Annotated in this window: 10 protein-coding genes; 3 read left to right on the forward strand and 7 right to left on the reverse strand. The window is 69.5% G+C overall.

The window, feature by feature from the left end; all coding sequences use genetic code 11:
- The first annotated feature begins 117 nt into the window (after nucleotides 1–117).
- Together uvrA and CLV01_RS04260 are read left to right on the forward strand one after the other, a co-directional pair.
- On the forward strand, nucleotides 118–3,231 hold the full coding sequence (gene uvrA, locus CLV01_RS04255) for an excinuclease ABC subunit UvrA (protein WP_063327539.1): 3,114 nt from the start codon (nucleotides 118–120) through the stop codon (nucleotides 3,229–3,231).
- Between the two features lie 8 nt (nucleotides 3,232–3,239).
- A complete protein-coding gene (locus CLV01_RS04260) occupies nucleotides 3,240–4,394 on the forward strand; it encodes an NAD(P)/FAD-dependent oxidoreductase (protein ID WP_099734909.1) in 1,155 nt (384 codons plus the stop codon).
- A gap of 3 nt (nucleotides 4,395–4,397) precedes the next feature.
- Here CLV01_RS04260 and CLV01_RS04265 read toward each other — a convergent pair whose 3' ends face one another.
- The 4 genes from CLV01_RS04265 to pyrF form a co-directional block, all read right to left on the reverse strand.
- Entirely contained in the window at nucleotides 4,398–5,375 is a 978-nt protein-coding gene (locus tag CLV01_RS04265) for a succinylglutamate desuccinylase/aspartoacylase domain-containing protein (protein WP_099734908.1), read from the reverse strand.
- 7 nt (nucleotides 5,376–5,382) lie between these two features.
- Entirely contained in the window at nucleotides 5,383–6,366 is a 984-nt protein-coding gene (locus tag CLV01_RS04270; RefSeq protein WP_043780594.1) for a Bug family tripartite tricarboxylate transporter substrate binding protein, read from the reverse strand.
- Nucleotides 6,367–6,521: 155 nt separating this feature from the next.
- Entirely contained in the window at nucleotides 6,522–7,427 is a 906-nt protein-coding gene (locus CLV01_RS04275; protein ID WP_047328043.1) for a LysR family transcriptional regulator, read from the reverse strand.
- 20 nt (nucleotides 7,428–7,447) lie between these two features.
- Nucleotides 7,448–8,275, reverse strand: a complete 828-nt coding sequence (gene pyrF / locus CLV01_RS04280; protein ID WP_012202756.1) for an orotidine-5'-phosphate decarboxylase — start codon at nucleotides 8,273–8,275, stop codon at nucleotides 7,448–7,450.
- 88 nt (nucleotides 8,276–8,363) lie between these two features.
- On the opposite strand from pyrF, the gene CLV01_RS04285 reads away from it, so the two are divergent.
- Nucleotides 8,364–9,245, forward strand: a complete 882-nt coding sequence (locus CLV01_RS04285) for a DMT family transporter (RefSeq protein ID WP_034389732.1) — start codon at nucleotides 8,364–8,366, stop codon at nucleotides 9,243–9,245.
- A gap of 74 nt (nucleotides 9,246–9,319) precedes the next feature.
- Here CLV01_RS04285 and CLV01_RS04290 read toward each other — a convergent pair whose 3' ends face one another.
- The 3 genes from CLV01_RS04290 to CLV01_RS04300 form a co-directional block, all read right to left on the reverse strand.
- On the reverse strand, nucleotides 9,320–9,919 hold the full coding sequence (locus tag CLV01_RS04290) for a FlgO family outer membrane protein (protein ID WP_012202758.1): 600 nt from the start codon (nucleotides 9,917–9,919) through the stop codon (nucleotides 9,320–9,322).
- Nucleotides 9,916–10,455 (reverse strand): hypothetical protein, encoded by a 540-nt coding sequence (locus tag CLV01_RS04295; RefSeq protein WP_012202759.1) that lies wholly within the window; start codon nucleotides 10,453–10,455, stop codon nucleotides 9,916–9,918. Before CLV01_RS04295 ends, CLV01_RS04290 begins: the two co-directional genes overlap by 4 nt.
- A 119-nt stretch (nucleotides 10,456–10,574) precedes the next feature.
- Nucleotides 10,575–11,768 carry a phosphoglycerate kinase gene (locus CLV01_RS04300; protein WP_043783159.1) on the reverse strand — a complete coding sequence of 398 codons (1,194 nt, stop codon included), beginning with the start codon at nucleotides 11,766–11,768 and terminating at the stop codon, nucleotides 10,575–10,577.
- Nucleotides 11,769–11,848 lie beyond the last annotated feature (80 nt).

The following is an 11,848-nucleotide window of genomic DNA, read 5'->3' on the forward strand; positions in this document are numbered from 1 at the left end:
AGACAGTTTTGTGAATGGGCGCCGCAGCAGTCCCTGCCGCCCCGCAGACCGAGCCGCCATGCGGTGGCACGGGTTCTGACCTATCATGGCGGGTTCGCCTTCGCAGGGGTTTTCCCGATGCCTGGTTCCCACACGATTTCCGAAGACGGCGGCCTGGACCGGGCCGCCGACTCCCGCTCCCAGCCCGACGGCCGCTACCTTGGCCTGGCGCTGGCGCAGTCACGCATCGCCATCCGCGGTGCGCGCACGCACAACCTCAAGAACATCGACCTGGACATTCCGCGCAACCGCCTGGTGGTGATCACCGGGCTGTCGGGCTCGGGCAAGTCCAGCCTGGCCTTCGACACGCTGTATGCCGAGGGCCAGCGCCGCTATGTGGAGAGCCTGTCGGCCTATGCGCGCCAGTTCCTGGGGCGGCTGGACAAGCCCGATGTGGACCTGATCGAGGGCCTGTCGCCCGCCATCAGCATCGAGCAGAAGGCCACCAGCCACAACCCGCGCTCCACCGTGGGCACGGTGACCGAGATCAACGACTACCTGCGCCTGCTGTTCGCACGCGCCGGCACGCCCTACTGCCCCGACCACAACCTGCCGCTGCAGTCCCAGACCATCAGCCAGATGGTGGATGCGGCCCTGGCCCTGCCCGAGGACACGCGCCTCATGGTGCTGGGGCCGCTGGCGCGCAACAAGAAGGGCGAGTTCGCCGAGCTGTTCGCGCAGATGCAGGCCCAGGGCTATGTGCGCTTTCGCATCGACGGCAAGATCCACGAGTCCCATTCCCTGCCCGCGCTGGAGAAGAACGAGCGCCACGACATCGACGTGGTGATCGACCGCCTCAAGGTGCGCGCCGACGCCCAGCAGCGCCTGGCCGAAAGCTTCGAGGCCGCCCTGCGCGCGGGTGGCGCCGACGCCGGCGGCCGCGTGATCGCACTGGAGATGGACAGCGGCAAGGAACACCTCTTCAGCGCCAAGTTCGCCTGCCCGCTGTGCAGCTATTCGCTGCCCGAGCTGGAGCCGCGCCTGTTCTCGTTCAACTCGCCCATGGGCGCCTGCCCGGGCTGCGACGGCCTGGGCTGCACGGAGTCCTTCGACCCCGAGCGCGTGGTCGCCTTCCCCACGCTGAGCCTGGCCAGCGGCGCCGTCAAGGGCTGGGACCGGCGCAACGGCTACTACTTCTCCATGCTGGAGAGCGTGGCGCGCCACTACGGCACCGATGTGGAGCTGCCCTTCGAGGAGCTGCCCGAGAAGGTGCGCCATGTGGTGCTCTGGGGCTCGGGCGAGGAGGAAATGCCCTTCAGCTACGTCTTCGACAGCGGCGCGCGCAAGGGCGAGTCCATGGTCAAGAGCCATCCCTTCGAGGGCATCATCCCCAACATCACGCGGCGCTGGCGCGAGACCGAGTCCAGCGTGGTGCGCGACGACCTGGCGCGGCTGCGCAGCGTCGCCGTCTGCCCCGACTGCGGCGGCACGCGGCTGCGCCGCGAGGCGCGCTTCGTGCGCATCGGCGAGGGCGAGCAGGCCCGCGCCATCTACGAGGTGGGCCATGCCACGCTGGCCGAGGCCCATGCTTGGTGCGCGTCCCTGCAGCTGTCGGGCGCCAAGGCCGAGATCGCGGGCAAGGTGGTGCGCGAGATCGCCTCGCGCCTGCTGTTCCTCAACGACGTGGGCCTGAGCTACCTGAGCCTGGAGCGCGGCGCCGACACCCTGTCCGGCGGCGAGGCCCAGCGCATCCGCCTGGCCAGCCAGATCGGCAGCGGCCTGACGGGCGTGATGTATGTGCTGGACGAGCCCAGCATCGGATTGCACCAGCGCGACAACGACAAGCTCATCGGCACGCTGCAGCACCTGCGCGACATCGGCAACAGCGTCATCGTGGTCGAGCACGACGAGGACATGATGCGCGCGGCCGACCAGATCATCGACCTGGGGCCCGGCGCGGGCGTGCATGGCGGCCGCGTCATGGCCCAGGGCAGCTACGAAGAGGTGCGCGCCAACCCCGATTCGCCCACGGGCCGCTACCTGGCGGGCACCCAGCGCATCGAAGTGCCTGCGCGGCGCACGCCCTGGCAACCCGTGCTGGAGGCAACGGCCGAGGGCGAGGCCCGGCCAGCGGCCAAGGGCTTCCCGGCCCGCGCCCAGCAGCCCCCCGCCAATCCCGACAACGCCACTGCCCCCGGCGCGCCGCAACTGCAGGCCCTGCGCGTGGTGGGCGCACGCGGCCACAATCTCAAGGGCGTGACGGCGGACTTTCCCGTGGGCCTGCTGACCTGCGTGACCGGCGTCTCGGGCTCGGGCAAGAGCACGCTGGTCAACGACACGCTCTATACCGAGGCGGCGCGCCAGATCCACCGTGCCGGCGGCGAGGCTGCGCCGCACGACGACATCATCGGCATGGGCCATTTCGACAAGGTCATCAATGTGGACCAGTCGCCCATAGGCCGCACGCCGCGCAGCAACCCGGCCACCTACACGGGCCTGTTCACGCCCATCCGCGACCTGATGGCCGAGACCAACACCGCCAAAGAGCGCGGCTACGGCCCCGGGCGCTTCTCGTTCAACGTGGCCGGCGGCCGCTGCGAGGCCTGCCAGGGCGATGGCGTGGTCAAGGTGGAGATGCACTTCCTGCCCGACGTCTACGTGCCCTGCGACATCTGCAACGGCCAGCGCTACAACCGCGAGACGCTGGAGGTGCAGTGGAAGGGCCGCAACATCTCCCAGATCCTGGAGATGACGGTGGAGGACGCCCATGCCTTCTTCAAGGACGTGCCCACCATCGCCCGCAAGCTGCAGACCCTGCTGGACGTGGGCCTGTCCTATATCCGCCTGGGCCAGAGCGCGACCACGCTGTCGGGCGGCGAGGCGCAGCGCGTCAAGCTGGCCCAGGAGCTGTCCAAGCGCGACACGGGGCGCACGCTCTACATCCTGGACGAGCCCACGACGGGCCTGCACTTCGCCGACATCGCCCTGCTGCTCAAGGTGCTGCAGCAGCTGCGCGATGCGGGCAACACCATCGTGGTCATCGAGCACAACCTGGACGTGATCAAGACGGCCGACTGGATCATCGACATGGGCCCCGAAGGCGGCTCGGGCGGCGGCCAGGTGGTGGCCACGGGCACGCCCGAGGACGTGGCGGCCAACCCGGCCAGCCATACGGGGCGCTATCTGCGGCCCTACCTGGAGGCAGCGTCGGCTCCCGCGCAGGCCAAGCCAGGCCGCAAGAACGCAAAGTGAGGCCGGCCATGGACAGCAGCATCCGTGATTTCGTGGTGGTGGGCGCGGGCATGGCCGGTGCCTCGGTCGCCTGGCAGCTGGCGCGCGATGGCGGCGCCTCGGTGCTGGTGCTGGAGCGCGAATCCCAGCCCGGCTACCACAGCACGGGCCGCTCGGCCGCGCTGTATGAGGAGCACTATGGCCCGCTGCAGGTCCAGGCGCTGACGCGCGCCAGCCGCGCCTTCTACGAGCAGCCGCCGCAAGGCTTTGTGCAGGCTCCCATCCTGGCGCCGCGCGGCGTGCTCTATGTGGGCACGGCCGCGCAGAAGGACCTGCTCGATGCTGCCCATGCCGAGGCGCTCCTGCACTCGCCCCAGGCGCGGCGCCTGGGCCCCGATGAACTCAAGGCCCTGGTGCCCTGCCTGAACACCACGCTGCTGGTCGATGGCTTTGCGGACGACGGCGCGCGCGACATCGACGTGCATGGCCTGCACCAGGGCTTTCTGCGCGGCCTGCGCCAGTGCGGTGGCGAGCTGCGCTGCAGCGCCGAGGTCCGTGCGCTGGCGCAGGACGGCGGTGTCTGGACCGTGGACCTGGCCGACGGCAGCCAGGTGCGCGCGCGCTGCGTGGTCAACGCGGCCGGCGCCTGGGCCGATGCGCTGGGTGCGCTGGCGGGCGCAGCGCCCATCGGCCTGGTGCCCAAGCGGCGCAGTGCCTTCACCTTTGCCGTGCCCGAAGGCATGGATGCCGCGCACTGGCCCGCCGTGATCAGCGCCGACGAGGGCTTTTACTTCAAGCCCGATGCAGGCCAGCTGCTGGGCTCGCCCGCCAACGTCGACCCCGTGGCGCCGCAGGACGTGGCGCCCGAGGAGCTGGACGTGGCCACGGGCATCTGGCGCATCGAGGAAGTGACCACGCTGCAGATTCGCCGGCCCTCCCACACCTGGGCCGGGCTGCGCAGCTTTGTGGCCGACGGCGAGATGGCCGTGGGCTGGGATGCCTCGCCTGCGCCGCTGCCGGGCTTTTTCTGGGTGGCCGCCCAGGGCGGCTACGGAATACAGAGTGCCTTCGGCTACAGCCTGCTGGCGCGCAACCTGCTGCGCGGCGAGCCGCTGGATGCGCGCCTGGCCGCGCAGGGCGTGCAGCCTGAACGGCTGTCGCCCGCGCGCTGTCAGCGCCCCTGAGGCTCAGAGCGGCGAGCGCCGCGCAAAGCGCACCACGGTCACGCCCGCACGCGCCTGGCGCACCGAGGGCATGACCAGCACGCAGTCGCCATAGGGCGTGATCACCGGCTCGCCATCGTTGTCGCCGATCACCGTGCCGGCCTTCTCGAAGCGCTCCAGCCCCGTGAACGGCGCCGTGAAGCGAAAGCCGCTGCTCTTGGCCACCACGGGCGCCGTGACTTCCAGCGCCCACTGGGCCGGTGCGTCGGCCTGCTTCCAGCCGGGCAGGGCGGCGTGCAGCGCGCTGTTGTCGAAGATGGCGGCCACTTCGAGAAAACGCAGGCATTGGTCGTGCGCCACGTCGCGGCTGGCCAGATCGCCGTGGAAGCCGCATTCGATCAGCAGCGAGCGCGAGTCGCCGGCCTCGGCATCGGGCAGGCCGAAGCGCCCGTAGTCGCGCAGCCGCGTGCCGTCCTTGTGGCCGGCATCCACGACGATGTTCGCCGGCGCGCCCATCTGGCGTGCCAGATCGCGGTTGCGCGGCTGCATGCCGGTCAGCAGCAGCGGGGCCGAGGGCTCGTGCATGGAATGCAGGTCCAGCAGCCAGTCGGCCTGCTGCACGAAGGGGCGCAGCGCGGTGGCGCGGCGGCGCTCGCGGGTATTGCCCTCGTCGATGCGTGCGTCTATCCACTGGCGGTTCATGTCCTCGTCCACGAAGCGCGAGGCATCGTGGCTGGCCGCGTCGAAGCGGTCGAAGGCATCGAGGTTGGCCAGCACCAGGGTCAGGCGGCCGTTGTCCAGCGCCAGGCCGTTGCTCAGGGCCTGAAGCAGCCCGGACACGGCCCAGGCGCCGCAGATCTCGTTGCCGTGCACCAGCGCGGAAATCATCACGTGGCGGCCCGGGCGTCCCGAGTCGAATTGCCACACGCCCTCGGTACCGGTATTGCCCGCGCGCCAGGCGCTCAGGTCGGGCAGGGGAAGGTCAAATCGCAAAGCGTCCATGGCTGGCTCAGTTCTCGATGTGGGCGAATTGGACGATCTTGGTGTACTTGGCGATCTCGGCGTTGATGTACTTGCCGGCATCCGTCTTGGGATCGGCCACCACCGAGCCTGCCTCTTCCATCTTCTTGCGGAACTCGGGCGAGGCCATGGTCTCGTCCAGCGCCTTCTTGACCTTGGCGGCCACGGGTGCGGGCAGGCCCTTGGGCGCCATCAGCGCGAACCAGACGTTGATGTCCACGTTCTTGTACTGGGGCAGCTCGGACAGGGCCGGGATGTCGGGCGTGATGGCCGAGCGCTTGGCCTCCGTCGTGCCCAGGGCGATGACCTTGCCCGCGCGGATCTGGGGCAGTCCCGAGGACAGCACGAACATGCCGAACTCGATGTTGTTGCCCACCAGGTCCGTGGTCAGGGGCGCCACGCCCCGGTAGGGGATGTGGGTCATGTGCAGCTTGCCCTGCTCCTTGATCATTTCACCGGCCAGGTGCAGTGCCGTGCCCACGCCCGAGCTGCCGTAGCTGAACTTGCCCGGGTTCTTGGCCACCAGGGCGCTGAACTCGGCGGCTGTCTTGACGCCGGCCTTCTGCGAGGCCACCAGCACCATGGGCTGGGAGCCGATCATGCCGATGGGCGTGAAGTCGCCGATGGAGTACTTGATGCTCTTGTTGATCAGCCGTGCGATGGCCAGCTCGTTGTTGGCGCCCACGAACAGCGTGTAGCCGTCGGGCGTGGCCTTGACGGCCTTTTGCGCGCCGATGGCGCCGCCTGCGCCGCCCAGGTTCTCCACCACCACGGGCTGGCCCAGGCGCGAGGCCAGGCCATCGGCCACGAAGCGGCCCACCAGGTCGGTGCTGCCGCCGGCGGGGTAGCCCACGATCATGGTGATGGCACGGTTGGGGTAGCTGGCGGCGTCGTCGGCGAAGGCGCTGCCGGTGGCGGCGATCAGCAGGCCGCAGGCCAGGGCGGTGCGGCGCAGGAGGGAGTTGCTGGGCATGGGGTTATTCCTGAAATGTATGAGATTGATTGTGCGAAGGACTACCCAGGCATTTGGTGCTGATTCGGCACGAGGCGGAGCCATTGCAGCACCAAAACGCTCTTGTTCCACAGCACGGTGCGGGTTTGCACCAGGAGGGCGCATGCATGCACCCGTCAGGCGCCCGTGATGTCGCTCCAGAACTGCTCGGCCGCGGGGCCCAGGTGGCGCTTGGGACGGTACAGGCGCACGTCGAAGTGCACTTCCAGGCCCGGGTCGCCGGCCACGGCCAGGCGGCCGGCCTGGCAGTCGCCGCGCACCATGGACCACGGCATCCAGGCCAGGCCCAGGCCGCGCAGCACGTATTCGTAGTGGGCGTCGGCCGAGTCGCAGTCCACGCAGCGGCGCAGGCGCGGCGCCAGAGGATGCCGGGCCAGGTGGTCTTCCACCAGCCGGCCCAGGGCCATGCTGTGGGAGAAGGCCAGGTAGGGCACGGGAGAGACGGGCTGGTGGCTGGCCGACAGCTCGTACAGCGGGCGGCCCTGGGCATCGGCGCGGGCCACGGGCACCAGCCTGTCCTGCATCACCGTCAGGTAGCTGAACTGGCGGCCGTCCAGGCGCACGCCAATGGCGGCGTGGTGGTAGACCAGCGTGAAGCTGACTTCGCCGCGCTGCAGCATGGCCACGGTCTCGTCCAGCGTGCGTGTGACCACGCGCAGCTCGGCCGTCTGCAGCACGCTGCCGTGGCGCGTCAGCCAGTCGGCCACGATGGTGCGCGCCAGCGTGCGCCCCGTGGCCAGGGTGATCACGCGGGCCTGGCGCCCGGCCACGGCCTGCAGTTCATCGTGCGACTGGGCCAGCGTGCGCACCAGTTGCTCGGCCGTGTCGCGGAAGGCTTCGCCGGCCGGCGTCAGCCGCACGGGGCCGCCGCCGGGCTCGACCAGGGGCGTGCCGGCCCAGGCCTCCAGCGCGCGGATGCGCCGCCCGAAGGCCGGATGGGTGACATGGCGCAGCTCGGCCGCGCGCGTGAAGCTGCGCTCCTGGGCCAGCAGCAGGAAGTCTTCCAGCCATTTGCCTTGCATGGCCGGGCTTCCCTGCCGTCTCAGGCGGCGGCTGCGTCTTGCAGCGTCTGGCGCGTGGCCTGGGCGGCGGTGCGCGCGGCGGCAGCGAAGTCGTCGCCCTGCGATGCATAGAGCACCGCACGCGAGGAATTGATGATGATGGGGCCGCCGCCGATGCGCGCCGCCTTGACCGTGGCCACGGCATCGCCCCCCTGGGCGCCCACGCCGGGAATCAGCAGCGGCAGCGAGGGCGCGAACTCACGCACGCGCTCGATTTCCTGCGGGCGCGTGGCGCCCACCACCAGGCCGAGCTGGCCGTTGGTGTTCCAGGGCCCCTGGGCCAGGCGCGCCACATGCTCGAACAGGTGGGGCTGGCCCGGCAGGTCGGCCAGGCGCTGGGCCTGCAGGTCGTCACCGCCGGGGTTGGAGGTGCGGCACAGCAGGAAGGCGCCCTTGCCCTCGTACTGCAGGTAGGGCGTGATGGAGTCGAAGCCCATGAAGGGCGACAGGGTCACGGCATCGGCACCGTAGCGCTCGAAGGCTTCCTTGGCGTATTGCTCGGCCGTGGAGCCGATGTCGCCGCGCTTGGCGTCCAGGATGATAGGCACATGGGGGGCGACGGCGCGCATGTGGGCCATGAGCTTTTCCAGCTGGTCTTCGGCGCGGTGGGCCGCGAAGTAGGCGATCTGGGGCTTGAAGGAGTTCACCAGGTCGGCCGTGGCGTCGACGATGGCGGCGCAGAAGTCGTAGATTTTGCTTGCATCGCCGCGCATGGCCGCAGGAAAGCGGCTGGGTTCGGGGTCCAGGCCCACGCACAGCATGGATTGGTTCTGGGCGGTGGCATTGCGCAGCATGTCGAGAAAGGTCATGGGGCGCGATTTTAGCGATCGGCCCTGCCCGGGGCCTGTCGCCGGGCATCCAGCGGGCCTGGCGGCCCGCGGGCACAATCGGCGGCCTATGCCTGCCTTCACCGCCCGACAAATCCTTTTGCTGATCGCGCTGACCCTGATCTGGGGCATCAACTGGCCGGTGATGAAGCTGGGCGTGCAGCATTTCCCGCCGCTGAGTTTCCGCATGGCCTCGATGTGGGTGGGTCTGCCCATCCTGGCGGCCTTCGTGGTCTGGCGCCGCCTGCCGCTGGCCGTGCCGCGCGCCTATTGGCCCCGGCTGGCGCAGCTGACGCTGTTCAACATGGTGCTGTGGAACAGCCTGATCATCATTGCCATTCCCATGCTGTCCAGCGGGCGGGCGGCCATCCTGGGCTACACCATGCCCATCTTCTCGGCCGTGCTGGGCAGCCTGTTCTTCCATGACCGGCTGGCGCCGCGTGCCTGGGCGGGTGTGGCGGCGGCCTTGGCGGGCGTGCTCCTGCTGCTGTGGCATGAGGTCGGTGCCCTGGGCAGCCGCCCCATCGGCGTGGGCCTGATGCTGGCCGCCGCGCTGAGCTGGGCCTTCGGCACGCAGAAGCTGCGCCGCGCCGAGGTGCCCGTGCCCCTGCTGACGATGACGCTGTGGATGGTGGCGCTGACCGCGCTGACGCTCACGGTGCTGGCCTTCGTCTTCGAGCGCCACCTGTGGCACTGGCCCGACGCCCAGGCCACGGGCGCCATCGTCTTCAACGGCGTGCTGGTGCTGGGCTTTGGCCAGACGGTCTGGTTCTTCCTGGCGCGCAGCCTGCCGCCCGTGGCGTCCACGCTGAGCGTGATGATGATCCCCGTGCTGGGCGTGTTCAGCGGCGCCTGGTGGCTGGGCGAGGTGCTGCACTGGCAGGACTGGACGGCCGTGGCGCTGATGGTGGTGGCCATCGCCTCGGTGCTGTGGCCGGCGCGCGGCCGCTGAGGGCAAGCAGGGGAAGGTCGGGAGAAGAAGACGCAGCCTGACTGCGCACACGGGCGCAGGCAGGCTGCAGGGCCTCAGCGTTGCGCCGTGGCCGGGGCGCCCAGCAGGCGCTGGATGTCGATGTTGTTGGGCAGCGCGTAGTCGTGGCTGCGTACGATGCGGCTGTCGTCGGTGCGAACCAGCTTCAGGCTCACATAGGTGTACTTGGCAGCCGCCGAGTACGTGCCCACCAGGACCAGGGCCGCATTGTGGTTGCGGGCGATGTCCTTGATCTCGCGTGACAGCAGCAGCTCGCCCGTGCCTTCCTTGACGTACACATCGCCGCGCAGCTTCAGCTCCTTGACGTTGTAGCCCTTGGCGGACAGCTGGGAGGCGTATAGCTCGCTGAGCGTGCGGCCCAGGGGGGCAGAGCGCGTCAGGTCGTTGACGTTGACCACGGTGGCCACGAGCACGGGTGCCTCGCCCAGTTCCTCGGTGTTCAGGCCCTTGACCAGCTCGTCCACGGCAGCGCGGCTGCTGGCGATGAAGGGGTTGGCTGCGGCCGACTGGTAGGTGGGCTCGCCGCGGCGCGCGGCCGACGATTCGGGCGTGGTTGCGGGAGCGGGCACGGCGCAGGCGGACAGCAGGGCCGCCGCAGCCAGCGCGGCAGGCAGGAGGGGCGTGCGCAGCGTCATTGGCCCACCACCTTCAGGTTCTTGGCGGGGAATTCGGGGCGCTCGTCCTCGGCCGTGAACAGCACGGCGTCGCTCTTTTCGAGGTAGTAGACGTCGGTCTTGCGCGCCAGGTACTGGTTGTTGCGCACCACCGTCGTCGTCAGCACGAGTTCGGGGTTGGGCAGGCGCTTGCCGTGGCGCACGACCTGGGCGCCATAGCTCACCTGCAGCTGGGCCTGGGCCGGCTGCTGCATGACGGTCACGCCGCTTTGCACGAGCTTGGTGATGATCAGCTCACGAAAGCCCTTGTCGAACTGGCTGGGCTCGGCCGGCAGGGCCACGTGGACCGGCGTGGTGCGCTCGATGCCGGTCTTTTGCAGTGTCTCCAGCGTCTTGGCGACGACATCGTTGGCCACGGAGTCCCAGTGGCCGGCAGCGCCGATCTTGGGCTGGGCCGTGGCTTCGAAGTAGCTGGTCATCGGTGCATTGACGCAGCCCGCCAGGGCCAGGCAGAGGCCCGCCAGGGCCAGGCCGCCAGCGGATTTGAACGATCGCATGGATTTCTCCTCGGTGCGGAGCGCGCTGCGGCGGATTGCTGCAGCTGCGCAAAGTGTCGATTGTGGCTTCGCCGCGAGGCACTGACAAGAAAGTGCCCCGTATCCGGATGTTGCCGTGCTCAGCCGTTGGCGCGCTTTTGCAGGATCTCGAAGGCGGGCAGGGTCTTGCCTTCCAGCACCTCCAGGAAGGCACCGCCGCCCGTGGAGATGTAGCCGACCTTGTCCTCGATGCCGTACTTGGCGATGGCGGCCAGGGTGTCGCCGCCACCGGCGATGCTGAAGGCGTCGGACTCGGCAATCGCCTGGGCCACGACCTTGGTGCCGTTGGCGAACTGGTCGAACTCGAACACGCCCATGGGGCCGTTCCAGACGATGGTGCCGGCCTTGCGCAGTTGCTCGGCCAGGCGGGCGGCGGTCTCGGGGCCGATGTCCAGGATCATGTCGTCGTCAGCCACTTCGGTGGCCTTCTTGACGGTGGCGGGCGCGTCGGCCGCAAAGGTCTTGGAGACCACCACGTCGGTGGGAATCGGCACCTCGGCGCCGCGTGCGGCCATGGCGTCGATCACGGCGCGGGCCTCGCCGACCAGATCGGCCTCGGCCAGGCTCTTGCCGATGTTCAGGCCCGCCGCCAGCATGAAGGTGTTGGCAATGCCGCCGCCCACGATGAGCTGGTCCACGTTCTTGGCCAGCGACTGCAGGATGGTCAGCTTGGTCGACACCTTGGAGCCGGCCACGATGGCGGCCAGCGGGCGGCGCGGGTTGGCCAGGGCCTTGGTGATGGCGTCGATCTCGGCCGACAGCAGGGGGCCCGCGCAGGCAATGGGCGCGAACTGGGCGATGCCGTAGGTGGTTCCCTCGGCACGGTGGGCGGTGCCGAAGGCGTCGTGCACGAAGATGTCGCACAGCGCGGCCAGCTTGCGGGCCAGTTCTTCCTTGTTCTTCTTCTCGCCCACGTTCACGCGGCAGTTCTCCAGCAGCACGACCTGGCCGGGCGCCACCTGCACGCCGTCCACCCAGTCGGCGACCAGCGGCACTTCGCGGCCCAGCAGCTCGCCCAGGCGGCGGGCGACGGGCGCCAGCGAATCGGCGGGCTTGAACTCGCCTTCGGTGGGGCGGCCCAGGTGGCTGGTCACCATCACGGCGGCGCCGGCCTTCAGCGCCATCTCGATGGCGGGCACGGAGGCGCGCACGCGCGTGTCCTCGGTGATCTCGCCGGCATCGTTCAGGGGCACGTTGAGGTCGGCGCGGATGAAGACGCGCTGGCCCTGGGCCTTGCCCTGGGCGCACAGATCGGAGAAACGGAGAATGTTCATGACGGCGGCGTTGCGATCGGTGGCGATCGCCATGGAATTGAAACGAAAAAGAGGTAAAGCGCGGCCATTGTAGGCGGCGT

The organism is Delftia sp. 60 (assembly GCF_002754395.1).
In the GTDB taxonomy this organism is placed as follows: Bacteria; Pseudomonadota; Gammaproteobacteria; order Burkholderiales; family Burkholderiaceae_C; genus Comamonas; species Comamonas acidovorans.

What these genes read in the sequence shown, in the direction of transcription:
- pyrF (WP_012202756.1), bottom strand. Translation starts at nt 8,275, where the DNA reads ATGACCTTTCTCGACATGCTGCGCAATGCCACCGCCCAGAACCAATCC.
- uvrA (WP_063327539.1), top strand. Translation starts at nt 118, where the DNA reads ATGCCTGGTTCCCACACGATTTCCGAAGACGGCGGCCTGGACCGGGCC.
- CLV01_RS04260 (WP_099734909.1), top strand. Translation starts at nt 3,240, where the DNA reads ATGGACAGCAGCATCCGTGATTTCGTGGTGGTGGGCGCGGGCATGGCC.
- CLV01_RS04295 (WP_012202759.1), bottom strand. Translation starts at nt 10,455, where the DNA reads ATGCGATCGTTCAAATCCGCTGGCGGCCTGGCCCTGGCGGGCCTCTGC.
- CLV01_RS04275 (WP_047328043.1), bottom strand. Translation starts at nt 7,427, where the DNA reads ATGCAAGGCAAATGGCTGGAAGACTTCCTGCTGCTGGCCCAGGAGCGC.
- CLV01_RS04285 (WP_034389732.1), top strand. Translation starts at nt 8,364, where the DNA reads ATGCCTGCCTTCACCGCCCGACAAATCCTTTTGCTGATCGCGCTGACC.
- CLV01_RS04265 (WP_099734908.1), bottom strand. Translation starts at nt 5,375, where the DNA reads ATGGACGCTTTGCGATTTGACCTTCCCCTGCCCGACCTGAGCGCCTGG.
- CLV01_RS04290 (WP_012202758.1), bottom strand. Translation starts at nt 9,919, where the DNA reads ATGACGCTGCGCACGCCCCTCCTGCCTGCCGCGCTGGCTGCGGCGGCC.
- CLV01_RS04300 (WP_043783159.1), bottom strand. Translation starts at nt 11,768, where the DNA reads ATGAACATTCTCCGTTTCTCCGATCTGTGCGCCCAGGGCAAGGCCCAG.
- CLV01_RS04270 (WP_043780594.1), bottom strand. Translation starts at nt 6,366, where the DNA reads ATGCCCAGCAACTCCCTCCTGCGCCGCACCGCCCTGGCCTGCGGCCTG.